Here is a 22,030-nt window from a genome sequence, read left to right as displayed (position 1 = left end):
CCGGGCCCCGGGCCCGGCCTACACGTGCTGCATCACCAGGACGAACGTCGTCCCCGGCACCAGCGCCTCGTACGCGTGCGGCACATCGCCCCGGTACGACATGTAGTCCCCGGGGAACAGCTCCACCGGCTCGTCGCGCGGCCCCGCGAGGAGGTGGCCGGTGGAGACGATCAGATGCTCCACGGTGCCGGGGTTGTGCGGGTCGGACTCGCGCGCCGGGCCGGGCTCCATGGCGCCGTGGTAGATGTCACGCCGGAGTCCGGACGGGCCCCTGGAGAGCAGCGTGCCCGCGTACGAGGAGCGCTCCGCGTGCATGGTCGGCCCCTCGCCCGCGCGGATCACGGTGACGGCGGGGGCGGGCGACTCCATGAGCGCGCTGAACGGCACCCCGAGCGCCACGGCGAGCGCCCAGACCGTCTCGATGCCCGGATTGCCGGTCGCCGCCTCCAGCTGGGACAGCGTGGACTTGGCGATTCCGGCACGCTTGGCCAGCTCCGAGAGCGAGAGCCCGGCGCGCGCCCGCTCCCGGCGCAGCGCCTCGGCGACCCATTCCCGCGGGGCGCGGGGGGCGCGAGTGGCGTCCGCGCCGCGAGGGGTATCCGCGCCGCGAGAGGCGTCCGCGCCGCCCTCGACGCCTTCCGTGTTGCGGTCCGTCCCCACCGTTACGACTCCCGACCGTTCGGCATATCAGTCCATTCGTTCGCCTTGACGAACTTGATCTCTCTGAACCATCCTACGTCGCATGCGTTCGACACAGCGAACGGGCGGCCCGATAGAGCGAACACCCGGGCTCGTCCGCTTCTCCGACCTTCCCCCCGACGTGCTCCGCGACATCGCCCTCGTGCTGCTCGCCGACCTCGTCGTCGGCGTGTCCTTCGGCGCGATCGCCGTGGCGGGCGGCCTGCCGGTGTGGCTGCCCGTCACTATGTCGCTGCTCGTGTACGCGGGCTCCGCCCAGTTCAGCGCGGTCGCCGTGCTCACGTCGGGCGGCGGCGCGGCCGCGGCCGCCGCGACCGGGCTCCTCCTCAACACCCGCACCGCCGCCTTCAGCCTGGCCGTGGCGGACAGCCTGGGCCGGTCCTGGGCCGCGCGGCTCGTGGGCGCGCACCTCGTCACCGACGAGACGGCGGCGTTCGTCCTGGCCCAGCCCGACCCGCGGCGGCGCAAGGCCGCGTTCTGGATATCCGGCATCGGCCTGTTCGTCGCCTGGAACGTCAGCGTGCTCGCGGGCGCCCTGGCCGGCTCCGCGCTCGGCGACACCGCGCGGTTCGGGCTCGACGCCGCGTTCCCCGCCGTGCTCGTGGCCCTCGTCCTGCCCGTCCTGCGGGACGCCGACGGCGGCGCGCGCCGGGCGGCGGCCGTCGGCGCGGTGCTCGCGGTGGCGGCGGCCCCGGTCCTCCCCGCGGGTCTGCCGGTGCTGCTCGCGCTCCTCGGCCTGCTCGCGACGGGCCGCCGTCCCGCCGGAGGTGCGGCATGAACGCCCCGCTCGTCTGCGTCCTGGCCCTGGCCGCCGGGACCTATGTCTTCCGGCTCGCCGGGCCGCTACTCCAGGGACGGGTGGAACTGCCCGCGCGCACGCAGGAGTTGCTGGCCGTCGGCGCCACCGTGATCCTCGTGGCGCTCCTCGCGACCGGCGCCTTCACCGAGGGCCACGACTTCGCGGGGTGGTCGCGCCCGGCGGGAGTGCTCGTGGGGGCGGCGCTCGCCTGGCGCCGCGCGCCGTTCGTGCTGGTGGTCCTGGGCGCGGCGGGCGCCACGGCGCTGCTACGCCTCGCCGGTCTGCCGTAGCCCGCCGTACAGCGCCTCCACCACCGGCCCGTAGCGCTCGGCCACCGCCTGCCGCCGCACCTTCAGGCTCGGCGTCAGGAGCCCCGATTCGACCGTGAAGTCCTCGTCCAGGACGGCGAAGTCACGGATCCGCGCCGGGCGCGACGCGCTCGCGTTCGCCTCGTCGACGGCCTCCTGGACCAGGGCGCGGACCGCCGGATCGGCCGAGAGCGGCTCGGTGAGGGCGACGCCCGCGCGCCCCGCCCACCCCGTGACCTCCTCCGCGTCGAGCGTGATCAGCGCGACGGGGTAGGGCCGCCGGTCGCCGACCATGACCGCGCGCGAGACGAACCGCGAGGCCTGGACGGCGAGTTCGGTGAGGGACGGCGTCAGGTTCTTGCCGCCCGAGGTGATGATGAGGTCCTTCTTGCGCCCGGTGATGGTCAGATAGCCGTCCTCGTCCAGCGCGCCCAGGTCGCCGGTGTGCAGCCAGCCGTCGGCGTCGAGCGCCGCGCGGGTCGCGGCCGGGTCGCCGTGGTAGCCGGGGAACACGTTGGCCCCGCGCGCGAGGACCTCGCCGTCGTCCGCGATCCGCACCTCGCAGCCCGCGACGGGCCGCCCCACCGTGCCGTACCTGACGGCGCCGGGGTGGTTCAGGCTGATGACGCCGCCCGACTCCGTCATCCCGTACCCCTCGAAGGCCCGGATGCCGCAGGCCCGCAGGAAGTCCAGGACGTGCGGGGCGATCGGCGCGCCACCGCTGAGGGCCCACCGCAGCCGGCCCCCGAGCGCCTGCCTGACCGGAGCGAACAGCGCCTCGTCGGCGGCCTCGTGCGCCTCCCGGAGCTCCGGCGGCAGCGCCCCGTCCGCCGCGAGGACGCCCACGCGCACCGCCTCCGCGAAGCGCTCGCGCCCGCCCTCCCGGGACTCGGCGAGCGAGAGCACCGTCGCGTACACCTTCTCGAACAGGCGCGGCACCGACGGCAGATGCGTCGGCCGGGCCTCGGCCAGCTCGGCGACGACGTCCTCGATCCGCCCGCCGAAGTACACGAGGGTGCCGCCCTGGACGAGGGTCGTGAACTCGATGAGCTGCGCGAGAAGGTGCGCGAGCGGCAGATAGAGGTACGTCGCGTCGCCGGGCCCGCCCTCGATGAGCGGCAGCGAGGCGTCCTGCACGGCCCCGAGGTTGCCGTGGGTGAGCACACAGCCCTTGGGTGGCCCGGTGGTGCCGGAGGTGTAGATGATGGTCGCGGGGTCCGCGGGCCCCCGGCCGCCCGCCCGGTCGAGCAGCACCTCGTCGGCGACCCCGACGGCATCCTCGTACGCCCGCGGGTCCGTCATCGCCACGAGGTGACGGAGGCCCGGCAGCTTGTCGCGGAGGCGCTCCACCTCGGCGACGCGCGCCGCGTCCTCGCACAGGACCACCGAAGCCCCCGAGTCCCCGAGCACCCAGGCCGTCTCGTCCGCGCCCGCCGTCGGATAGACGGGCACGACGACCGCGCCCGCCGCGAGCGCGCCGAGGTGCGCGTACGTCCACTCGGCGCGGGTCTCGGCGAGCACCGCGACCCGGTCGCCGGGCGCCACGCCCCTGCCGACGAGCGCCCGGCCCACCCGCCGCGCCTCGTCGCGCAGGGCCCGGTAGGACACCTCCCGCCACTGCCCGGCGCGTTTGAACCGCAGCGCGGGCAGCTCGCCGTGGCGGTCCGCCGCCCACTCCGCGAGCACGGACAGGGTCGGGGGCCGGTGCGTCAGGCGTTCCGTCATGCGTACGACGCTAGGGACGCGGACCGACCGGACGGCATGACGCGAAACGTCACCACGGCTGACCCGTGCGCTCACCACCGCACACCCCGCGCGCCCCCCGTGTGAATCAGCCAACCCCGCGCACCCCGTCCGGCGCGCCCTTCTTGAGCGGGTGCCCGGCGGCTAACGTCATGGTCATGGCCAGGCGGACGATCACCGTGCACCACGTGCGGGCCGTGCTGCGCGGCGCCGAGCGGCACGGCATCGACACCGTGCCGCTGCTCCAGAGCGCGCAGATCCCGCCCCTGCTGCTCGGCGACGACCGTGCCCGGATCACGGCGCCGCAGTTCGCCCGGCTCTTCCGGGAGCTGTACCGGTCGACGCAGGACGAGTTCCTCGGCCTCGGCTCCTCGCCCAGCAGGCCCGGCACCTTCGCGATGATGTGCTACGCCGCGCTCGGCTGCCGCGACCTGGGCGCGGCCATGGAGCGCGGGGTCACCTTCTACGGCCTCTTCCCCGGCGGCCCCGACCTCGTGCTCAGCCGCACCGGGGACGCCGCCGTCTTCACCGTGCGCAACGACCTGGAGCAGGACTTCTTCCTCGCCGAGTGCCTCGTCATCATCTGGCACCGCCTGTGCAGCTGGCTGATCGGACGCCGCATCCCGCTGCGCTGGGCCGACTTCGGGCATCCGCCGCCCCCGCACAAGGACGAGTACGAGCTGCTCTTCGGCTGCCCCGTGCGCTTCGGCGCCGAGCGCACCGGCGCCGGGCTCGCCCCGCACTGGCTGAACGCGCCGCTGGTGCGCGACGAGGACGCGCTCGCGGCGATGCTGCGCCGCGCCCCCTTCGACCTGCTCTCGCGCCGCGACTACGGCACCACGGTCGCCGAGCAGGTGCGCCTGACCCTCGCCACCGGGCTTCGCGCCTCGCCGCGCCTGCCCTCGCTCGGCGAGATCGCGGCGCGCCTGGCGCTCAGCCCGTCGACGCTGCGCCGCCGCCTCGCCCTGGAGTCCACGTCGTACCAGGAGCTGAAGGACACGGTCCGGCGGGACGCGGCGATCGCGGGCCTCGCGGAGGGCCGGGAGCCGATCGCCGACCTCGCGGCCCGGCTCGGCTTCTCGGAGGACACGGCGTTCCACCGGGCGTTCCGGCGCTGGACGGGCACGACACCGGGGGCCTACCGGTACGCGTACCGCGATGGTCCCGGCGGTCAACGAAGCTGAGCGTTCCCGTCAGCCCCGTACTTACTCGCGAGTCACTACGGTCGTCGGCGTCTGGGTGACCAACGGCCCAGCCCCCCGCGCACAGTTGGGAGACCCGCATGCACGTACGTACGTCCTTCAGATGGCTGGCGGTGACGGCGGCGGCGGGCCTCGCGGCCGCGACGCTCGCCTCCGCCCCCGCGCACGCGGACGACGCGAAGGCCCCGGACGGCGCGACGGCCTCGGACGGCGCACCGGGAACCGCGAGCGCCCCCGGAGACCTCGTCAAGACCGAGCCCAGCGCCTTCCACCCCCTGCCCGGCCAGCCCACGCACACCAAGGCCTGGAAGATCCACTACCGCTCGACGACGGCGAAGGGCGCGCCGAACACCGTCTCCGGCACGGTCATCGTGCCGCAGGACGGGCGCAAGGGCCCGCGCCCGCTGATCACGTACGCCGTCGGCACGGTCGGCGTCGGCGACCAGTGCGCGCCGAGCGCGGGCTTCCCCCGGGGCACCACCCTCGAAGCCAACCTCATCCAGCAGCTCACCCTGCGCGGCTGGGCCGTCGCCGTCACCGACTACGAGGGCCTCGGCACGCCCGGCGACCACACGTACACGGTCGGCCGCGCGGCGGGCCACGCCGTCCTCGACGCGGCCCGCGCCGCGATCCGGCTGCCGGAGGCGGGCCTGTCCGCGGACTCCCCGGTCGGCATCATGGGCTACTCGCAGGGCGGCCAGGCCACGTCCTGGGCGGCGGAGCTGCACGGCAGTTACGCCCCCGAACTGAAGGTGAAGGGCACGGCGACCGGCGGCGTGCCCGGCGACCTGCCGAAGGTGGCCGCCTTCAACGACGGCTCCTACGGCGCGGGCCTGATCTTCATGGCGGCGATCGGCCAGAACGCGGCGTTCCCCGAGCTGGACCTGGAGTCGTACCTCAACCCCGCCGGGCGCTCCCTCATCGGCGCGCTGCGGGGCAGCTGCGTGGCCGACGGCTCGGTCCTCGGCGCCTTCAAGAAGATCAGCGACGTGACGACCAAGAACCCCCTGGAGCAGCCCGACTGGCGCCAGCGCCTGCGCGAGTCCCAGGTCGGCACCCGTGCCCCCGACGCGCCGGTGTACCTCTACCACGCGCTCGCCGACGAGCTGATCCCCTACGGCGTCGGCAAGCAGGTCCGCGAGGACTGGTGCGCGAAGGGCGCACAGGTCGAGTGGCACACGATCGCGCTCGGCGAGCACGTCAGCGGCGTCATCACCCAGTCCCCCCTGGCCGCCCAGTGGCTGGCCGACCGCTTCGCGGGCAGACCCGCACGCGGCAACTGCTGACTCTCCTCCCCCCCCAACCGGCACCGCGCTTCCCTCCCTGACACCCGCCCGAACACGCGCCGCCCGGGCCCGGACCCCGCCCGGGCGGCGCGCCCGTGGCCTCGCCCCGGGAGTCAGCCCCTGCCGTCCGGAAAGTGCCGTGCGGGGGCCGGGCGTCCCGGGTCGCCGGGCGCGGGGCGCGCCGCGCCGGGACGGCCCGGCTCCGGGAACTCCCGCACGCGCAGCCGCCGCACCGGGGCGCCCTCGGTGTCCGGGTGTCCCGAACCGCGGGTGGGACCGAGGTCTTCGCCGTAGCCGGAGCCGCGCGGGACGTCCGGGCCGTCGGGGCGCGCGGGCTCCTCGCCGTACGCGGTGGTGAACGGGGCCCTCTCCGGGTGGGTGCGGTCGGCGCCGGAGCCGGTCCCCGCGGGCGCCTCCCGTCCGGCGCACGCGCACGGCGCGTGCCCCGTGCCGGGCTCCCGGCCCCGCTCCTGCCAGCCCGCGCGGAACCAGGCCGCGCGGTCCCTCTCGACCTCCTCGTCGGTGACCACGCGCACGCGCTCCGCGCCGACCTCGCGCACCTTGTCGCCGAGTTCGGCAAGGAGCTCGACCACGAGCCGCTGGCCCGCCTCCCGCGCACCGTACGACGGAACCTCCGGCCCGTCCCCCGCGTTGACCATCTTCGTGCTCCTCCTCAACGCCCCGAGGGCATCCGGCCGTTACCCACCGCCACCGCCCTCCGGCAGGAACTGCCTCACCACCCTCACGAACAACTCCTGTAGTTCCACAGGGACTTCCATTCTCCGCGCGGCCTCCTCCGGACTCATCCGGTAATCCGCGGGCCCCCCGTCCGACCGCCGGTTTCCGGACAGCGGAAGATCCTCTTCCGTGAGCCGCCCCGACCTGATGAGCATCTCCCGCAGCGGCACGTCGAGCACCGCGGCAAGGCGCCGCATCGTCTCCAGGTCCGGCATGCTCTGCCGCTGCAACAGCCTGCTGACGCCCGCCCGGTGCACCCCGGCGTCGTCCGCGAGCTTGGACTTGCCGCCGCCGCGCGGACTGTCGATGTCGTAGCCCCTGCGGCGGATCAGGCCCTCGATCCAGCCGACGAACTCGTCAAGCCCGTCGACACGGTCCCTTTCGGCGTCCCCGTCGACCTCTTGGCCCCGGCGTGCGGTGGCCCCCGAGCTCGGACGCATGTGATCGCTCTCCCCTCGTCGCGAGGTGGGCAGCGTATCGAGCGGGCGCGCACCGCCGTGTGTGCGCGCTCGCACGCATTCGTGGAGATTCCGTCAACCCACGCACCGCACCAGTGAGTTCGACCATCGGCGCACCCTTCCCGTCAGACCCGCAACAGCTTGCGTGCGCACACGCACCATGCGACGCTGAGAACTCGTTCGTCACGCTCGAACGAATGTTCCCACATCTTGGGAGGGCTTACACGTGCCTGCTTCAACGATGTCGCCGCAACCCGCCCCGACCAGCCCGGACTTCACTCCATCCGGCGCCGGGGGCGAGCACCTCGACTGGCGCAGGTCGGCCGCTTGCGCCGATCTCCCCCCACACTCCGTGTTCACGAGAATCCCCTCCGAAGCCGCCGCGGTATTGCGAGCCTGCAATCAGTGCCCCATCCGTAAGGAGTGCGAAGCCGTGGTCGACCCCGGGCGCACCTGGTTCGACGGGGTCAGCGGGGGCCGGTTATGGCGCAACGGCCGGGCGGTGGCGGCATGAGCGCCCCCACCGCGGCCGCGCTCCGGGACAGCGAAGGACCCGCGGTGTGGCTGGGCGCCCTCGCGCGGCGCTTCCCCGACCTGCTCGCCGAGCTGACCCCGAGCACGTCCCGCCCCCTGCGCGAGCGCCCCGGCGCCAACCGCGTCGGCGGCACGGCCGCGCCCGTCCGCCTGTACGTATCGGACGCGATCCGCGACATCACCGACGGCGTGGTGGAGCTGGAGGAGGCGGTGCGCGACCGGCTCGGGCTCCGCCGGGTGCCGGCCGCGTCCGTCCCCGTACGCCTGCGGCGCGTCGCCGGGCTCCTGGACCGGGTGGCGGACCACCCCGACCTGGCCGCGCACATCGCCGACGAGGCACGGCGCATGACGTACCGCTGCACGCGGGCGCTCGGCGACCCCGAGCAGCTCCTGCGCGTCGCGGGCCGCTGCCCCGCCTGCGACTCGGTGTCCCTGCGGGCGTTCCCGGAGCGGGCGGTCGTGATGTGCGTGAACCCCGTGTGCCGCCACGTCCTCGAGGGCGCGGAGGCGGTCGCCGGATGAGCCCGGAGCGGGGCGGCGACGGCCCTCTCATCACGGGAGAGCTTGCCGCGGCCGAGGTGAGCGTGTCCGCCGCGACCATCCGCAAGTGGGTGCAGCTCGGCCACCTCGCGGCGGCGGGGCGCCAGGGGCGGCGGCATCTGTACCGCCTGGAGGACGTGTTCGCGGCGGAGCGGACGGCACGGCGACGGCCGGGCAAGGACGGCGGCGGGATGGCGAGGGCGGCGGCGGCCGGATAGCGACGGCGACGGCCGGGCTGTCAGGGCGGTCAGGACGGTCAGGGCGGGTCCCACTCACGGGGCCCGCCCTTTCCGTGTCCGAGGACCTCGTACGCGCCCGGTCGACGCGCGTGCGGGCCGCAGACGGGCCGAGCCCCCCGGCACTCACACCCCAACGCCCCAGCTCAGAGAGGTGAGTTGCGGCCCCGGACCCTCTCGCTCACACTTGGAGCAGCGGCAGAGCTGCGCCCCGGACCGGGGTGGCGGACCTGCCGCTTTTCGCTGCCCAGCGAAGGGAGCATGCATGTGAGCGTCCTGGACTTCCCCGACGCGGAACGCCTGATCGTCGACTTCCTGAAGAACCGCCCCGAGCTGGCCGGTACGACGGTCGACAACCGTCCGCCCACCGGTTTCGACGGCACCCAGAAGGCCGTCCTCGTCTCCCGCGTCGGCGGCGCCTGGGTCGACGACCAGCACCTGGACCAGCCGCTGCTGGACCTGGAGGCGTACGGCCCGGACAAGACGGCGGCGCACGCCGTCGCCCTCGCGGCCCGGGCCTGCGTCCTCGAACTGGCCGGAACGGCCCACGGCACGGCCGTCGTCACCGACGTCGCCGAGTCCGACGGGCCGCGCTGGCTGCCGGACTACAACCGCCCGCGCGGCAACCGCTACCTCGCGACGGTCCAGCTGCGGCTGCGCCTGGCCTGAGTCCGCGCCGCCCGGCCCCGGCCCCGCCTGCTCCGGCGGGGCCTTCTTCCTGCCCGAAACCCCTTTCGCAACCAAGGAGTTCCCATGCCCAACCCCTCCGCCAACAACGGTGGCCAGATCCGCGTCGCGGGCACCGGCCGCGTCCTGGTCGCCCCGGTCACCCTGCCGCCCGTCGGGTCCGCAGAGCCGCTCCCGGTCCCGGCCCCCCGGACGACCACCGACGACTGGCTGCTCCCGCACTGGCAGGACCTGGGCTTCACCACGACCGACGGGATCAAGTTCAACAAGAAGGAGAAGATCGACCCCGTCGACACCTGGCAGTCGGCGTCGCCCGCCCGGTTCATCTACTCCGACCGGGACCTCACGGTGAAGTTCCAGCTCCTGCAGATGAACAAGCAGACGCTCGCCTTCTTCATGGGCATCCCGGCGGCGGAGATCAAGCCGACCAAGATCTCCGAGGGCACGCCCCCGCAGGACAAGGTGGTCGACGGCACCTACGAGTTCCAGCTGCCGAGCAACCCGCAGAAGGACGAGCGCGCCCTGGGCATCGAGTTCAAGGACGGCTCGGACATCACGTACCGCTTCATCATCCCGCGCGGCCAGGTCACCGAGACCGAGGAGCTGGGGCTGACCCGGACCGGGGCGGTGAAGCTCGGCGTGACCTTCACGGCGCTCGAGGGGCCGAACGGCGAGCTGGCCAAGTGGATCATGAAGGACAAGTCCTACGCGTAGGCCGCTGGACCGGGCGGGGCGGCGGCCGGCCCCGGCTACCGCCCCGCCCGGGCGCCCCCGCCCCGCACCCCCTCTTCCGGAGACAGGAGCCCCATGCCCGCCTTCAACGTCAACGCCGCTCGCGCCCAGCGCCTCGAAGCGCTCGGCCGCAGCTGGGCCTTCGAGCTCGACGGCGACACCTTCGAACTCCCCACCGAGCTGACGCGCGCGGTGGCGCACCAGCTCCGCGCCCTCGACGACAACGACGTCGACGGTCTGCTCGCGCTCCTCCTGGGCGAGCGGCAGTTCGCGCGCTTCGCCCAGCACGAGACGACCATGCAGGACATCGCCGCGATCCTCGACGCCTACGGCAAGGAGACGGGGCTCGGCCTGGGGGAAGACTGAGCCTCGGCGAGCTCGTCGACGAACACGCCGAGGCCCTCGAGGCGGACCTCCTCCGCCACTACGGCGTCGACCTCCTGGACTGGCACCGCGCCCGCCTCACCTCCCGCCGCCTGGCGATCCTGATCCGCCACCTGCCGCGCGACAGCGCCCTGCACCGCGAACTCCACGGCGAGGCGGCGGAGTGGACGGTGACGGACTACCTCCTGGCCCACGCGGTGGACCAACTGTCGGAAGCGAACTGGATGTTCGCGACGGTCAACCGAGACGAGGAGGCGGAGCCGCTGGAAGCCCCTCGCCCCATCCCGCGACCGGACTCCGCTTCCCCCGAGCACGCCGGGGCACCGGACGATCCGCCACCCGGTCCCGACCTCGCACGGCTGACCGCCTTCTTCGGATAGGCGCGGTGCTTTTGACGGGCATGTTGAGAGAGGGCACAGCTAGGAAAGTGCGGAGATCAGCCGATAGGCGGCCAGTAGACCCATCGCCATGCCCGCCGCGTTGGCAAGCAAAAGCAAGAGGTTCTGCCCCAGGGAGAACCGCCCCGCATCGGCGTCGACGTCCAAGGCCTCGCATCTCTCCCTGCTGATCGACCAGAGCATTCCCCGAACGCCGACAGGGCGACTGAAGGCCAGGAGCAACAGGCCTGCGAGCGCTGTGGTCAATGCGCCCCACAGCGGCGTCTCGGCCACGAACAGTTCCACGGCACCTGATCCCACCAGCAATGGAACGATCACTCGATATGCCTCGTGCCCCTTTCGATAGGGCCGGAACACAATGCCTTCGAGGAAGAGCACACACAACATCGAGGCAGGGAACAGGAAAATCGCAAGGACGACCTGAGAGGCCTGCCCGATGGAACAGCCGACACCGGCGTACCGGGATCCGCAACCACCCGTGACGAAGAGTTCTCGATAAATGAAGTAGAGCAGTCCGAATAGTGCAGCGGGAACTGCCGTACATAAGGACATCATCACGTAGGTAACAGGGGAAGGCCGCTCCGGAACCGCTCTGACAGGCATATCGCCGCCTCGCTCCATGTAGTTGACCGTCACATCAGGACGCCGCACTCCGACCATTAAACCCAAGGGATATACGACATGTCGACCCCTCTCGACAAGAAGCCGAACACCAGTGAGCGCCTGGCCGAACTTGAGAAGAGCGTCGCGGAGGTCCAGAAGGACGCGGAACAGACCTCGAAGACACTGGAACACGCCCAAGTAGCGCTCAAACCGGAAGTGATCGGCGCCGCGCTCGTCGCCGCGCTGGTGAGTGGCGGAATATCCGCTATTTCCTCGGGCTGGACCCTGGTCAAGGCGGACTTGCCCACGCTGAAGGACTTTACGCCCCGGATCGACGCCTACCTCGATCGCAAATTCGGGTTCACCTCGGAGCCCTTGCGGACGGAGCGAAAGCTGGAGCGACGCCTCACGGGAATCGACCTCAGCATTGACGTCCACGACACCAAGATAAGCCGGATCGGCGAGCGAGCCGATGCCGCGTTCCAGCTGGCCGCACGGGCCGATTCCCGTGCCCGGGCAGTCGGTGAGCACGTCTCCAGGACTCGATCCGCGGTGCGCGAGTTGGGCTCCCAGCCGTCACCGAACGGTGCCGGTTCGCGTAGTGCCTCCCAAGCGTCCACGGCCGTACAGCGACTTGAATCACAGGTGAATCGTCTTATTTCTGCGTTGTCCTGAACGGTGCACCGCGGATTTTTCGCGTCCCCCGATCGGAGGATGTAACACTCATGGCTCTGATATCGGCGCTTGGTAAGGCGTCAGGAGCGCTACACACGCTCAAGAAGAACACCGGAACGACCGCAACGGGCCTCTCCGGCCTCCGGCGGAGTGCCGACCGGGCCGGGTCCGCCATGGGCGGCATTCGCTCCGCGGCGACACGCGGAGATGAAGCCGTACGGAAGCTGCGCGGCGGATCCGATCAAGCCCACACCGCTATGGGAAAGCTCCGTGGCAGCGCCGACCGCGCACGCACGGCCCTCGGCAAGCTCCGCACCGCCACCGCCCGCAGTGACGAAGCCGCGCGTAAGTTGCGGTCCGGGCTGCGGTCCGCCGATGGGGCCCTGGACAAGGCCAAGGGCGGCTCCGACAAGCTCAAGTCGTCGCTCGACCGGCTCCGGGGTTCCGCGGGGAAGGCCAAGGACGCGCTGCGGGACGTCAAGCGGCAGGCCGACGCCGTGGAGCGGTCCGTGGGCAAGGCCGGGCGGAACGCCGACCGGGGCGGGAAGTCCATGGGGCGGCTCGGCAAGGGGCTCAAGGGCGCCTCCCTCGCGCAGCGGGGGCTGAACCTCGCGATGGCGGCGAACCCGTTCGGGCTCGTCATGACGCTGCTCGCCCCGCTCATCACGAAGTTCGTCGACATGGACAAGGTCGCCAAGCTCCTGCGCCGGGGCATCTCCGCCGCCTGGAGCGGCATCAAGGAAGCGTCCGCGTCGGCCTCGCGGTTCCTCAAGCCGCTGTTCACGGGGGTCGTCAACGCCTTCCGGTCGCCCGTCGTACAGCTGGTGAGGGGGCTCAACGTCCTGATCGGCGCGATGAACCGGATCAAGTTCAAGGTGCCGGGCTGGGTGCCGGGGCTCGGCGGCAAGGGGTTCGGGTTCGACCTGCCGCGCATCCCCGTGCCGCACCTCGCCGAGGGCGGCGTCGTACGGGCCCGCCCCGGCGGCACCCTCGCGCTCGTCGCGGAGCGCGGCGAGAGCGAGGCGGTGATCCCGCTGAGCAGGCTGGAGCGGATGCTCGGCGACGGGCAGGGCGCAGGCGGCGGACTGCGCCGCCTCGCCGCCGCCGTCGAGCGGCTCGCCGAGCGGCCCGTCGTCGTCCAGGTCGACTCGCAGGCGATCGCCCGCGCCGCGTTCCTCGGGCAGCGGCAGCTCGCCCGCCGCTAGACGGCCGCGCCACCCACACGCCGCGGGCCCCCCGCCCGTGCCCCCACCCATCAGCCTCCGACCATTGGACGAGGTGCTTTCCCATGGGCAATCTCTGGATCGGCCCGCCCGGGGCCATGTACGAAATCGACCAGGCAGCGAAGTCCTTCGACCGCTCGGCCGACCTCGGCGTCAGCGAGTTCAAGTCGCTGACCGGCCGCATCACCCTCACCCGCCATCCGGCGCCGATACGCCGCGTCAAGCTGAGCTGGGACCTGCTCGGTCCGCACCACGCGCGGGCCCTCGACCGGCTCGCGCGGCGCGTGGACGGCGCCGGGCCGCTGGTCCTTGTGGACCCCGGCTCGGTCAACGTCCTCGGCCCCGCGCAGGCCGCGGGGCGCGGGCCCTCCGGGGCGGCCGGGCTCCAGCAGTGGTCCCGGGTCTCGGCGAACGGCTCCGTCATCGAGACCTCCGCCGCCACCGGCGTCTTCTCGTTCACCGCCGACGACGCCACGAGCCGGGTGGCCTGGCGCTGGCCGGGCCCCGGCGGGAACTTCCCGGTGACCGCGGGCCTCCCGGTGTCGTTCCACGCCCCCACCGCGCTCGCCGTTCCGGCCTCCCGCACCGTCGGCATCGACTTCAAGCGGGCCGACGGCACCACGGTCGGCTCGGCGACGGCGAACGGACCGCTCGTGACGGCCACGGTCCCCGACCAGGCCGCGTACCTGACCCCGCACGTCAGGCCCGGCACCGCGGGCACGTTCGCCCTGGCGGGTGCGTGCCTGACGTACGGCGGCGAGCGGGCCGCGGACGGCGTACCGGGCGACGGACTGCCGCTGATGTCCGTCACCGGGTACAGCGACGCCCCCGCCCGCCCGCTGCCGTACCGCAGCTTCGGCATCGACCTCGTGGAGGTGACCGGTGCAACCGGCTGACGACACCACCAAGGACGCGCTCGCGGCGGGCGAGCGCACCCTGACGCACGGCACCCGGCTCGGCGGCGAGGACGTCTCCGCCCAGGTGCAGTCGTGGCAGGTCGAGCGCGCGTACGCGACGGATCTGCCCAGCGCGATGCGCTCGTTCGCAGGCAGCTCGGCGGCCCAGCTCCAGCTCCAGGTCGCGGGGAGGGACGGCAGGGGGGCGCCCGCCCTGTACTCGCCGTGGGCCCCGCGCGCCACCGGCGACATCGCGCGGCCCGGCCAGTCCGTGGTGCACACGGCCGGTGTGGGCGGCGCGGCCCTGCCCGCCTTCCGCGGCACGATCCGCAGCCGGTCCGCCGTGTCGGGCACCGACTCCGTCGAACTCACGGCGCTGGACGGGGCCGAACGCCTGCGCGGTCCCGCCCAGTTGCCGCGCCCGTACACGGGGGTGCTGCGTCGCCGGCCCGTGGCCACGGCCACCTGGTGCGTGGACGAACTCCTGCGCCAGGCGGGCATGCTGACGTCGCCGCCGCCGCGCGGGCCCGAATTCGTCCCGGGCAAGCCGCTGACGCTCGTCCACGCCACGCTGCACGGCGGGTTCGCGACGCCGTACGGCATGCCGGAGGACCTGCCGGACCCGCGGCACTACACGTGGACGCGCGCCGGCGCCCCGCACGAGATGGCGTTCGTGCCCACGGCCCTGCCGCCGGGCCAGGAGCGCGTCACAGCGAGTTGGTTCCCGAGGGCGCGGGTGACCGTGCCCGGCAACCGGATCTTCGTGGAGGCCTGGGTCAACAACGCCCTGGGCGTGGGCGACCAGTTCCGCATCGATCTGATCCTCAACCGCAAGGGCACGACGACGGGCAGGCTGGCCCTGGAGGTCGACTTCCAGGCCGGTACGTACCGGCTCGTGTCCGCGGGAGAGCAGACGGGCGGGCTCTCCCTGCCCTGGGACGTGGCCTGGCTGCGGGAACAGCGGGGCGTGTGGCACTTCGGCGCGTTCTTCGACACCGTGGCCTCCGGCGGCACCGTGCTCCCGACCGTGCAGCCGTGCATCACCACGCCGACGGGCCACTTCTGGCGCGGCAACGCCCTCACCTTCGCCGACGACCGCGCGGCACAGACCGCGTCCGAGCTGCGTCTCGTACGGATGGAGAGCTCCGTCGGCGTGGAGGGGCTCCAGGTGACGAGCGGTCTGGCCGCCACCCCCGACGAGGCCGGGTTCAGCCAGGCCGCCGAGTGGACCAAAGCCGCCGAACTCGATGACGCCATCCTGCCCTTGCGGGTGATCCCGCAGGTCTCCGGTTCGCAGTGGGAGGCCATCACCGGGATCGCCAAGGCCAGCCTGTCGACGGCGGAGGTCGACGAGCACGGCTGGTTCCGCTGGCGCAACTTCACCCGCTTCCAGACCGCGCCGACCGCACCCGACCTCACGCTCACCTCCGTACGGGAGATCGCCTCGCTCACCGTCACCGAGGAGATCGACGCCTGCCGCAACTACTGCGTGCAGCCCGCCAAGGACTGGTCCGGGGTGAAGGCCGTCGTCAGTTCGGTGACCGAGGACGACCGGATCCGGGAGATCCCCCCGTACAGCTCGCTCACGCTGTCGTACACCTTCGACGAGAGCGAACTCGACATCGGCCCGCCGGACACCGACGATGACTCCGGGATCGCCGGCTCGCGCTTCCGCGTGGCCCGGCAGAACGCCGCGGGCCTGCCCCCGGTGAAGGGCATGGTCGACGCGCTCCTGCGGCGTGAGGACGGCGCGGTCGTGCTGCGCCTGGCCAACCGCGGCCCGGACCGGCTCTACACCGTCACCAAGGAGGGCGGTCCGTCCATCCGGATCGTCGGGATCAAGGCCGACCGGGACCCGGTGGAGCGCCACGGCGTCTCGTACGTCCCGGGATCGGTGAGCGAGCGGTTCTACGGCCGTCAGGAGTACTTCGCCGAGGCCACCGACTGGGTCCAGGAGCTCGACTCCGCGCGGCACCTCGCGGCCGCCATGCGGACGGCCGGAGAGCTGCCGGTCCCGGTCCTCGCGGACGTGCAGGTGCTGTACGACCCGCGGGTCCAGCTCGGCGACGTCGTACGGATCCAGGACACCTCCGGCGCCCGCCTCGACACGCTGGCCTGGGTGGTCGGCATCACCACGGCGGCCACCGCCGACGGCGGCGTCCAGCAGACCCTGAGCCTGCGCGGAACCCGCCCCAACGGCGTCCCGCAGGACTCCGGGCTCACCCCGGACCCGCCGGCGGCCGTCCCGCCTCGCCCGCCCCACGCCGACTACGCCGCCGTGAAGCGGACGCACCCCTCGCTCCAGGCGCTGCGCGAGTCCCGCGCCACCTGGCGCTCGGTGAAGGAGAACAGCGATGTCTGAACACCAGCCCGACCCCGTGCCCGTGACCCTCGACCCCGCGCAACTGCGGCAGCTCGCCTCCTCGGTGGCGGCCGGGCTCGCCGACTACCTCGGTCTGCCGCAGCGCCTGCCCGGCCCGCCCGCCGAGGGCGGCGAGATCGTGCCCGGCCTGCCCGAACCACCCGCCACCCACACCCCTGGCGACCAGGACCCCGGACCCGGCGAGGAGATCCCCGCATGACCATCCAGTACACGCCCATCAGCAACCTGCCCTACCCGCAGCCGTCCGACCCGGCGGACCTTCCGGCGCACCTGAAGTCCCTGGCCGAGGCGGTCGACGGCCGGACCGTCATGCGCTTCCAGGACGCCGCCTCCCGGGACGCCAAGCTGTCCGCCCCGGTCGCGGGCATGATCGCCTGGATCGGGGTCCCGGGCCGGTTGATGTACTTCACCGGCCAGGCGTGGGTGCCGGTCGCTCCGGTCCCGGTCTTCCGCGTCAACCGCGACGAGGGCACCACCACGGCCACGGACTACACGGAGTCGTTGGCGGACTCCAGCGCGGGCGCGCTGTCCGTCTCCTTCACCGTCCCCGCCTCGGGCCAGGTGATCATCGCGGTGGGCGCCTACATGCGTTCGCTCGGCTCCCCTCCCGCGGCCTCCTTCATGTCCGCCAACGTCCGGGCCGGGACCCAGGTCGTCCTCGCCGCGGACGACTCGCGGGCCGCCGCGGTGACCGCCGGGACGCGGACGTCCGTGTCCGCCCAGTACCTGGTCAGCGGTCTCGACGTCGGCACGACCTGCACGGCGACGGGAGCGTTCCGGTCCTACAAGGCCGACGCGAAGGCGTCCTTCGACACCCGCTACATCCGCATCGACCCGATCCCGTGACGCGACGCCCCGCCACCGCGGCCCGCCCGCCGCGCCTTGCCCCACCCGTGAGCCAAGGAGGCCCCCCATGGCCACCCCCCTGACCGCCACCGCCTTCCTCCACGCCCTCCACCGCGAAGGCACCCCCACCCGGCAGCACCCCGACTGGCGCTCCCACAACCGCAACCACAAGGGCCCCTGGGGCCCGGTGCACGGCGTGATGCTGCACCACACCGCCGGGACCGACAGCCTCTCCGCCTGCCGCCACGGACTGCCCGGCCTGCCGGGCCCGCTGTGCCTCGGCCTGATCGCCAAGGACGGCACCGTCCATCTGCTCGGCTACGGGCGCACCAACCACGCGGGGAACGGCTCGGCCGCGGCGCTCGCGGCCGTGCGCGCCGAGCAGCCGCCGCCCGCGCGGCCGGGCCCCGACGCCGTAGACGGCAACGCCCGGTTCTACGGCTTCGAGATAGAGAACCTCGGCAACGGCCGCGACCCCTACCCGGACGCCCAGCTCGACGCCGTGGAACGGCTCTCGGCCGCCCTGTGCCGGGCCCACGGCTGGACCGGCGCCAGTGTCGTCGGGCACAAGGAGTGGACCCGCCGCAAGATCGACCCGTCGTTCTCGATGGCGGCCATGCGGGCGCGGATCGACCGGCGGCTCGGGACGCGCCCGCCCGGCGGCCCCGACCGGCCCGCTCCCGCGTACGCGGCCTTCCCCGGCGCCGCGTTCTTCGTGCCGGGCCGCCGCAGCCCGCTGATCACCGCAGTCGGCCACCGCCTCGTCGCCGAGGGCTGCGGGCGGTACGCCGTCGGGCCGGGGCCCGAGTGGACCGGCGCCGACGTGCTCTCGTACGCGGCCTGGCAGCGCAGGCTCGGATACGCGGGCGGGGACGCCGACGGAGTACCGGGGCGCGCGAGCTGGGACCGGCTGCGCGTGCCCCGGACATGAGGGAGACCGCCATGAACGACACCGGCCGACGCGCCCTGCGCACCCTGGTCCAGACACTGTTCGGCCTGGTCACCGCCCTGCCGCTGCTCGCGGACGACCCCGCGGCGCGCGGCCTGCCCGGCATCGCCGTCGCCGTGGCGGTCGCCGGGGCGCTCAGCCGGCTGATGTCCGCCCCGGCCGTGGAGCGGCTGCTCCCGGCGTGGCTGCGCGTCCGCACGGGCCCGCCGCCCGGTGAGGAGGCGGACCATGGCCGGCTCTGACACCGACGGCATCGCCCTGGAGCTGGAGCGCCTGCACCGCTCGGTCGACGTGGGGTTCGCCACCACCCGCGGCGACCTGGCCCTGCTGCTGCAGCGCGCCGACCAGACCGACAAGGCCCTCAGCGAGCACGAGGAACGCCTCGACGCCCTGGAGCGGACCCGGTGGCCGCTGCCCTCGCTCGCCGCCGTCACGTCCTGTACGGCGCTCGCGCTCACGCTGTGGCAGCAGTCCGGCCGCTGACCCGCGGCGGACGTACGTCGTCGCGCTCCGGCGGACCCCCCGCGGGTGCGCCGGAGCGCGGCGCCCCGGGTCCCGGGCACTAGGTCCAGCGGACCCGGGGCCGTTCGGTCGCCGGTCCGATGCGCCGCTCCGTGGTCGTGGCGAGAATTTCCTCGTCCCCCTCCAGAAGGAGCCGACCATGTCCTACCCGGATCCCCGGTACTTCTCCGACAAGGGCGAGGTCAGTGCCGTGTTCCGCCCGGCCGACACGCCGCCCGACCACTCCACGCCCACGCAGGACTACCACTATCTCGCCACCACCGTTGTCACACAGGGCGAGTTCGGCCTCTACAAGGTGGACATGGGGCCGCGGGCGGGCGGGCCCACCACGCACTTCCACAAGGGGATCTCGGAGTCGTTCTACGTCCTCGACGGGGAGCTGGAGCTCTACGATGGCGACCGGTGGCGCACCGGCGGGCCCGGTGACTTCCTCTACGTGCCGGTCGGCGGGCTGCACGCGTTCCGGAACGCGTCCGACGCGCCGACGTCGATGCTGATGCTGTTCGCGCCGGGTGCCCCGCGCGAGGAGTACTTCGAGAACGTGGCGGAGATGGCGCGGCGCGGCGGCGACGAGTTCGGGCGCTTCCTCGTCGAGCACGACAGCTTCTTCGTGGACCAGGGCTACCGATGAGCGGCCCCGGAGTTCAGCGCCCGCCGCCCCGCGGCACGCCCCGGGGCAGCCGCCACACCGAGAGCGCCGCCGTGCCGAGCAGGACGAGGCCCACCACCACGAGGCCCTGCCGCATGCCGCCCACCGAGTAGCCGCCGCCGCTGCCGATGAGCGCGCCGAACAGCGCCACCGAGAGGGCGCCGCCCGTCTGGCGCAGCGAGTTGAGGAGGCCGGACGCGGTGCCCGCCCGGTGGCCGGGGACCGCGTCCATCAGCAGGGCCGTCAGCGCGGGCACCGCCAGCGCGCCGCCGATGCCCGTCGGCACGAGCAGGACGAGGACCAGCCACATCGGGGTGTCCGCCGCGAGCGGGAGCAGCGCGAACATGGCCACGGCCAGGATCAGTTGCCCGGTCACGATCACCGGGCGGCGGCCCGCCCGCTCCGCGAACCGCGGCGAGACGAGGTTCGTCGAGGTGATGAGCACCGCGAGCGGTACGAACGTCAGGCCCGCGGCCACCGCCGACATGCCCCGCAGCTGCTGGAGGTACAGGCCGAGCAGGAACACCACTCCGTAGAAGCCCGCGTTGACCGCGAAGCCGACCGCGAGCGACACGCCGACCTCGCGTTGGCGCAGCAGGGGCAGCGGCACCATCGGCGCCGGGTGCCGCCGCTCGGCGGCACGGAAGGCGAAGACCGCGGCCACCGCGAGGCCCGCCGCGACGAGGACCGAGGGGCTCGTCGGACCCGCGTGCCCGCCCTCGATGACGGCGTACGCGAGCGCGCCGAGGCCGAGCACGGCGGTGAGCTGACCGGGCACGTCCAGGGGCGCCGGACGGCGCGGGGACGGCGCGGTCCGGGTGAGCAGCGCCAGGATCAGGGCGCCGATCGGCAGGTTGAGCAGGAACACCGCGCGCCAGCCGACCGTCTGGGTCAGGACGCCGCCGAGCACCGGGCCCGCCGCCATCGCGGCGGAGCCGCCCACCGTCCACAGCGCGATCGCGCGGGCCCGCTGCCTCGGATCGTCGTACGCCTGCCGGATCAGCGCGAGCGAGGCGGGCATCACGACCGCGGCGGCGGCCCCCTGGCCGACCCTGGCGGCGATGAGCGCGCCGATGCCGGGGGCGAGGGCGCAGGCCAGGGAGGCGAGCGTGAACAGGGCGGTGCCCCAGGCGTAGGCGCGCCGCGCCCCCGCCCGGTCGGCGAGCGCCCCCGCGGAGATCATCAGCGCCGCGAACATCAGCGTGTACGCGTCCACGACCCACTGCAGGCCCGTCATGCCGCCGTGCAGGGACGAGCGGATGTCCGGCAGGGCGATGTTGACGGCGGAGACGTCGACGGTGATGACGGTGAAGCCGAGGAGGGAGGCGAGGAGGGCGGTGGCCGCTCGGGGGGTGGGGCGGGGTGGGGCGGGGGCCTGAAGGGTGAGGGGCATGGGGGTCCTGTCGGGGGGGCGCCGCGGAGCGGCGGAGATAGGGCGGGCGGGTGGGAGACCGTCGCGGAGCGGCGGAGCACGGCCGCGGAGCGGCAAGGCCCCGGGCCGCGGAGCGGCGAAGGCCCCGCTGCGGCCCGGCGGAGCCCCAGCGCGGCAGGGACAGCCTCCGCTCTCGCCGCCGCCCCCGGCAGACCGCCGCGTTCCTGGTCCTGACACGGCCCCCCACCGCCCCGCCGCCGAACCCCCCGGCCAGGGACAATGGCCGTATGAAGAGCAACGGTGGGACCGAGCTCGGCCGCTATCTGCGGGCGCGCCGCGCCCAGATACGCCCCGAGGACACCGGGCTCCCGGCCGGCACGGGCATCCGGCGGACGCCGGGCCTGCGCCGCGAGGAGCTGGCGACTCTGGCCGGGGTGAGCGTCGACTACTACACGCGCCTGGAGCGCGGCCGCGAGTCCAACCCGTCACCGGCCGTCGTCGACGCCCTGGCACGCGCCCTGCACCTGCGCGGCGACGCCCACGAGCGCCTGCACGAGCTGGCGGAGCTGGCCTCGGGCCGCCTCACCGAGCCGCGCCCCACCGCGGAGTTCACCGTCCGCGAGTCCGTGCACCGGATGCTGGAGGCGCTGCGCCCGCTGCCCGCGTACGTGGTGGGTCCGTACAGCGACATGCTCGCCGCGAACGCGCCGTGCCGCCGCCTCATGCCGGGCCTGTGGGACTGGCCCGCGCAGGAGCGCAACCTCGTGCGCTACCTCTTCCTGCACCCCGTCGGCCGCACCCTGTACGTGCCGTGGGAGGAGACCGTCGCCCTGTCCATCGCGCATCTGCGCGCGGTCGGCGGCCGCGATCCCGACTCCCCGCGCCTGACCGCGCTCGTCGGCGAGCTGATGCTCAAGTCCCCCGACTTCGCCCGGCTCTGGGACCGGTACGAGGTCTGCGAGCGCGGCGGCGGCGTCAAGTCCTTCGCCCACCCCAAGGTCGGCCCCATGACCCTCACGTACGAGGTCATGTCGCTCGCCCGCACCGGCGGCCAGCGCCTGGTCACCTACCAGGCCGAGCCGGGCTCGGCCGACGAGGCGGCGATGCTGCGCCTGGACTCCGCGTCCCGTACGGCGGCCGAGCCGAGCACGCGCTAGCGGCGCCGGGC

General features: G+C 73.7%; 28 protein-coding genes. 22 read left to right on the top strand and 6 right to left on the bottom strand.

What is annotated here, in order from left to right:
- Positions 1–18 precede the first annotated feature (18 nt).
- The gene (locus CP982_RS24455; RefSeq protein WP_221515823.1) at positions 19–534 is read right to left on the bottom strand and encodes a helix-turn-helix domain-containing protein; all 516 of its coding nucleotides are present in this window, start codon (positions 532–534) and stop codon (positions 19–21) included.
- A gap of 208 nt (positions 535–742) precedes the next feature.
- On the opposite strand from CP982_RS24455, the gene CP982_RS24450 reads away from it, so the two are divergent.
- Both CP982_RS24450 and CP982_RS24445 read left to right on the top strand, forming a co-directional pair.
- A complete protein-coding gene (locus CP982_RS24450; protein ID WP_150512478.1) occupies positions 743–1,477 on the top strand; it encodes an AzlC family ABC transporter permease in 735 nt (244 codons plus the stop codon).
- The gene (locus CP982_RS24445; RefSeq protein WP_150512477.1) at positions 1,474–1,788 is read left to right on the top strand and encodes an AzlD domain-containing protein; all 315 of its coding nucleotides are present in this window, start codon (positions 1,474–1,476) and stop codon (positions 1,786–1,788) included. The genes CP982_RS24450 and CP982_RS24445 overlap by 4 nt, the downstream gene beginning before the upstream one ends.
- On the opposite strand, the gene CP982_RS24440 is transcribed toward CP982_RS24445, so the two are convergent.
- Positions 1,765–3,531 (bottom strand): AMP-dependent synthetase/ligase, encoded by a 1,767-nt coding sequence (locus tag CP982_RS24440; protein ID WP_229879041.1) that lies wholly within the window; start codon positions 3,529–3,531, stop codon positions 1,765–1,767. The two genes, CP982_RS24445 and CP982_RS24440, sit on opposite strands and share 24 nt — an antisense overlap.
- Positions 3,532–3,707: 176 nt before the next feature.
- Between CP982_RS24440 and CP982_RS24435 the strand changes: the two genes are divergently transcribed.
- Positions 3,708–4,733, top strand: a complete 1,026-nt coding sequence (locus CP982_RS24435) for an AraC family transcriptional regulator (protein ID WP_229879040.1) — start codon at positions 3,708–3,710, stop codon at positions 4,731–4,733.
- Positions 4,734–4,831: 98 nt separating this feature from the next.
- Positions 4,832–6,037 carry a lipase family protein gene (locus CP982_RS24430; RefSeq protein ID WP_150512475.1) on the top strand — a complete coding sequence of 402 codons (1,206 nt, stop codon included), beginning with the start codon at positions 4,832–4,834 and terminating at the stop codon, positions 6,035–6,037.
- 113 nt (positions 6,038–6,150) lie between these two features.
- Here the strand turns inward: CP982_RS24430 and CP982_RS24425 are convergent, their stop codons facing one another.
- Both CP982_RS24425 and CP982_RS24420 read right to left on the bottom strand, forming a co-directional pair.
- Entirely contained in the window at positions 6,151–6,696 is a 546-nt protein-coding gene (locus CP982_RS24425; protein ID WP_150512474.1) for a hypothetical protein, read from the bottom strand.
- 39 nt (positions 6,697–6,735) lie between these two features.
- Positions 6,736–7,215, bottom strand: coding sequence for a helix-turn-helix domain-containing protein (locus tag CP982_RS24420; protein ID WP_150512473.1), 480 nt, complete (start codon positions 7,213–7,215; stop codon positions 6,736–6,738).
- Positions 7,216–7,474: 259 nt separating this feature from the next.
- Here CP982_RS24420 and CP982_RS24415 point away from each other — a divergent pair, with 259 nt between their 5' ends.
- The 7 genes from CP982_RS24415 to CP982_RS43245 all read left to right on the top strand — a co-directional run bounded on the left by CP982_RS24415 (position 7,475) and on the right by CP982_RS43245 (position 10,726).
- Positions 7,475–7,747 (top strand): WhiB family transcriptional regulator, encoded by a 273-nt coding sequence (locus CP982_RS24415; RefSeq protein ID WP_150515678.1) that lies wholly within the window; start codon positions 7,475–7,477, stop codon positions 7,745–7,747.
- Positions 7,744–8,289, top strand: a complete 546-nt coding sequence (locus CP982_RS24410; protein ID WP_150512472.1) for a hypothetical protein — start codon at positions 7,744–7,746, stop codon at positions 8,287–8,289. The genes CP982_RS24415 and CP982_RS24410 overlap by 4 nt, the downstream gene beginning before the upstream one ends.
- Positions 8,286–8,525 carry a helix-turn-helix domain-containing protein gene (locus CP982_RS24405; RefSeq protein ID WP_150512471.1) on the top strand — a complete coding sequence of 80 codons (240 nt, stop codon included), beginning with the start codon at positions 8,286–8,288 and terminating at the stop codon, positions 8,523–8,525. The genes CP982_RS24410 and CP982_RS24405 overlap by 4 nt, the downstream gene beginning before the upstream one ends.
- Before the next feature lie 285 nt (positions 8,526–8,810).
- Complete coding sequence (locus CP982_RS24400; protein ID WP_372503404.1) at positions 8,811–9,212, top strand: hypothetical protein; 402 nt, start codon at positions 8,811–8,813, stop codon at positions 9,210–9,212.
- A gap of 84 nt (positions 9,213–9,296) precedes the next feature.
- Positions 9,297–9,944: a phage tail tube protein gene (locus CP982_RS24395; RefSeq protein ID WP_150512469.1), complete on the top strand. Its 648-nt coding sequence runs from the start codon at positions 9,297–9,299 to the stop codon at positions 9,942–9,944.
- 93 nt (positions 9,945–10,037) lie between these two features.
- Positions 10,038–10,328: a hypothetical protein gene (locus tag CP982_RS24390; RefSeq protein WP_150512468.1), complete on the top strand. Its 291-nt coding sequence runs from the start codon at positions 10,038–10,040 to the stop codon at positions 10,326–10,328.
- A gap of 188 nt (positions 10,329–10,516) precedes the next feature.
- On the top strand, positions 10,517–10,726 hold the full coding sequence (locus CP982_RS43245; RefSeq protein WP_372503403.1) for a hypothetical protein: 210 nt from the start codon (positions 10,517–10,519) through the stop codon (positions 10,724–10,726).
- A 39-nt stretch (positions 10,727–10,765) separates the two neighbouring features.
- On the opposite strand, the gene CP982_RS24380 is transcribed toward CP982_RS43245, so the two are convergent.
- Positions 10,766–11,380, bottom strand: coding sequence for a hypothetical protein (locus CP982_RS24380; protein ID WP_150512467.1), 615 nt, complete (start codon positions 11,378–11,380; stop codon positions 10,766–10,768).
- A 45-nt stretch (positions 11,381–11,425) separates the two neighbouring features.
- On the opposite strand from CP982_RS24380, the gene CP982_RS24375 reads away from it, so the two are divergent.
- From CP982_RS24375 to CP982_RS24330, 10 genes are all read left to right on the top strand, one after another.
- Complete coding sequence (locus tag CP982_RS24375; RefSeq protein WP_150512466.1) at positions 11,426–12,022, top strand: hypothetical protein; 597 nt, start codon at positions 11,426–11,428, stop codon at positions 12,020–12,022.
- Positions 12,023–12,279: 257 nt separating this feature from the next.
- Positions 12,280–13,227, top strand: a complete 948-nt coding sequence (locus CP982_RS24370) for a hypothetical protein (protein ID WP_229879039.1) — start codon at positions 12,280–12,282, stop codon at positions 13,225–13,227.
- A gap of 83 nt (positions 13,228–13,310) precedes the next feature.
- The gene (locus CP982_RS24365) at positions 13,311–14,141 is read left to right on the top strand and encodes a hypothetical protein (protein ID WP_150512464.1); all 831 of its coding nucleotides are present in this window, start codon (positions 13,311–13,313) and stop codon (positions 14,139–14,141) included.
- Entirely contained in the window at positions 14,128–16,503 is a 2,376-nt protein-coding gene (locus CP982_RS24360) for a hypothetical protein (protein WP_150512463.1), read from the top strand. Before CP982_RS24365 ends, CP982_RS24360 begins: the two co-directional genes overlap by 14 nt.
- Complete coding sequence (locus CP982_RS24355; protein ID WP_150512462.1) at positions 16,496–16,723, top strand: hypothetical protein; 228 nt, start codon at positions 16,496–16,498, stop codon at positions 16,721–16,723. Before CP982_RS24360 ends, CP982_RS24355 begins: the two co-directional genes overlap by 8 nt.
- Entirely contained in the window at positions 16,720–17,370 is a 651-nt protein-coding gene (locus tag CP982_RS24350) for a hypothetical protein (RefSeq protein ID WP_150512461.1), read from the top strand. The genes CP982_RS24355 and CP982_RS24350 overlap by 4 nt, the downstream gene beginning before the upstream one ends.
- A 67-nt stretch (positions 17,371–17,437) precedes the next feature.
- Positions 17,438–18,301, top strand: a complete 864-nt coding sequence (locus CP982_RS24345; RefSeq protein WP_150512460.1) for a peptidoglycan-binding protein — start codon at positions 17,438–17,440, stop codon at positions 18,299–18,301.
- 11 nt (positions 18,302–18,312) lie between these two features.
- Positions 18,313–18,561 (top strand): hypothetical protein, encoded by a 249-nt coding sequence (locus CP982_RS24340; RefSeq protein WP_150512459.1) that lies wholly within the window; start codon positions 18,313–18,315, stop codon positions 18,559–18,561.
- Positions 18,548–18,802, top strand: coding sequence for a hypothetical protein (locus tag CP982_RS24335; RefSeq protein WP_150512458.1), 255 nt, complete (start codon positions 18,548–18,550; stop codon positions 18,800–18,802). Before CP982_RS24340 ends, CP982_RS24335 begins: the two co-directional genes overlap by 14 nt.
- Positions 18,803–18,980: 178 nt before the next feature.
- Complete coding sequence (locus tag CP982_RS24330) at positions 18,981–19,472, top strand: cupin domain-containing protein (protein WP_150512457.1); 492 nt, start codon at positions 18,981–18,983, stop codon at positions 19,470–19,472.
- A gap of 13 nt (positions 19,473–19,485) precedes the next feature.
- On the opposite strand, the gene CP982_RS24325 is transcribed toward CP982_RS24330, so the two are convergent.
- The gene (locus tag CP982_RS24325; protein ID WP_150512456.1) at positions 19,486–20,883 is read right to left on the bottom strand and encodes an MFS transporter; all 1,398 of its coding nucleotides are present in this window, start codon (positions 20,881–20,883) and stop codon (positions 19,486–19,488) included.
- Positions 20,884–21,149: 266 nt separating this feature from the next.
- Between CP982_RS24325 and CP982_RS24320 the strand changes: the two genes are divergently transcribed.
- Complete coding sequence (locus CP982_RS24320; protein WP_150512455.1) at positions 21,150–22,019, top strand: helix-turn-helix transcriptional regulator; 870 nt, start codon at positions 21,150–21,152, stop codon at positions 22,017–22,019.
- Positions 22,020–22,030 lie beyond the last annotated feature (11 nt).

Origin of the sequence: Streptomyces spectabilis (genome assembly GCF_008704795.1) — a bacterium.
GTDB classification, from domain to species: Bacteria; Actinomycetota; Actinomycetes; order Streptomycetales; family Streptomycetaceae; genus Streptomyces; species Streptomyces spectabilis.
The sequence above is the reverse complement of the archived record's forward strand: the minus strand, read 5'-3'. Positions and strand labels throughout refer to the sequence as shown.

Bases quoted from the DNA above. Each gene is read 5' to 3' on its own strand.
- CP982_RS24430 (WP_150512475.1), top strand. From the start codon at position 4,832: ATGCACGTACGTACGTCCTTCAGATGGCTGGCGGTGACGGCGGCGGCG.
- CP982_RS24405 (WP_150512471.1), top strand. From the start codon at position 8,286: ATGAGCCCGGAGCGGGGCGGCGACGGCCCTCTCATCACGGGAGAGCTT.
- CP982_RS24340 (WP_150512459.1), top strand. From the start codon at position 18,313: ATGAACGACACCGGCCGACGCGCCCTGCGCACCCTGGTCCAGACACTG.
- CP982_RS24345 (WP_150512460.1), top strand. From the start codon at position 17,438: ATGGCCACCCCCCTGACCGCCACCGCCTTCCTCCACGCCCTCCACCGC.
- CP982_RS24365 (WP_150512464.1), top strand. From the start codon at position 13,311: ATGGGCAATCTCTGGATCGGCCCGCCCGGGGCCATGTACGAAATCGAC.
- CP982_RS24410 (WP_150512472.1), top strand. From the start codon at position 7,744: ATGAGCGCCCCCACCGCGGCCGCGCTCCGGGACAGCGAAGGACCCGCG.
- CP982_RS24440 (WP_229879041.1), bottom strand. From the start codon at position 3,531: ATGACGGAACGCCTGACGCACCGGCCCCCGACCCTGTCCGTGCTCGCG.
- CP982_RS24370 (WP_229879039.1), top strand. From the start codon at position 12,280: ATGGGAAAGCTCCGTGGCAGCGCCGACCGCGCACGCACGGCCCTCGGC.
- CP982_RS24325 (WP_150512456.1), bottom strand. From the start codon at position 20,883: ATGCCCCTCACCCTTCAGGCCCCCGCCCCACCCCGCCCCACCCCCCGA.
- CP982_RS24420 (WP_150512473.1), bottom strand. From the start codon at position 7,215: ATGCGTCCGAGCTCGGGGGCCACCGCACGCCGGGGCCAAGAGGTCGAC.
- CP982_RS24435 (WP_229879040.1), top strand. From the start codon at position 3,708: ATGGCCAGGCGGACGATCACCGTGCACCACGTGCGGGCCGTGCTGCGC.
- CP982_RS24390 (WP_150512468.1), top strand. From the start codon at position 10,038: ATGCCCGCCTTCAACGTCAACGCCGCTCGCGCCCAGCGCCTCGAAGCG.
- CP982_RS24320 (WP_150512455.1), top strand. From the start codon at position 21,150: ATGAAGAGCAACGGTGGGACCGAGCTCGGCCGCTATCTGCGGGCGCGC.
- CP982_RS24445 (WP_150512477.1), top strand. From the start codon at position 1,474: ATGAACGCCCCGCTCGTCTGCGTCCTGGCCCTGGCCGCCGGGACCTAT.
- CP982_RS24425 (WP_150512474.1), bottom strand. From the start codon at position 6,696: ATGGTCAACGCGGGGGACGGGCCGGAGGTTCCGTCGTACGGTGCGCGG.
- CP982_RS24375 (WP_150512466.1), top strand. From the start codon at position 11,426: ATGTCGACCCCTCTCGACAAGAAGCCGAACACCAGTGAGCGCCTGGCC.
- CP982_RS24415 (WP_150515678.1), top strand. From the start codon at position 7,475: ATGTCGCCGCAACCCGCCCCGACCAGCCCGGACTTCACTCCATCCGGC.
- CP982_RS24350 (WP_150512461.1), top strand. From the start codon at position 16,720: ATGACCATCCAGTACACGCCCATCAGCAACCTGCCCTACCCGCAGCCG.
- CP982_RS24395 (WP_150512469.1), top strand. From the start codon at position 9,297: ATGCCCAACCCCTCCGCCAACAACGGTGGCCAGATCCGCGTCGCGGGC.
- CP982_RS24330 (WP_150512457.1), top strand. From the start codon at position 18,981: ATGTCCTACCCGGATCCCCGGTACTTCTCCGACAAGGGCGAGGTCAGT.
- CP982_RS24355 (WP_150512462.1), top strand. From the start codon at position 16,496: ATGTCTGAACACCAGCCCGACCCCGTGCCCGTGACCCTCGACCCCGCG.
- CP982_RS24335 (WP_150512458.1), top strand. From the start codon at position 18,548: ATGGCCGGCTCTGACACCGACGGCATCGCCCTGGAGCTGGAGCGCCTG.
- CP982_RS24450 (WP_150512478.1), top strand. From the start codon at position 743: ATGCGTTCGACACAGCGAACGGGCGGCCCGATAGAGCGAACACCCGGG.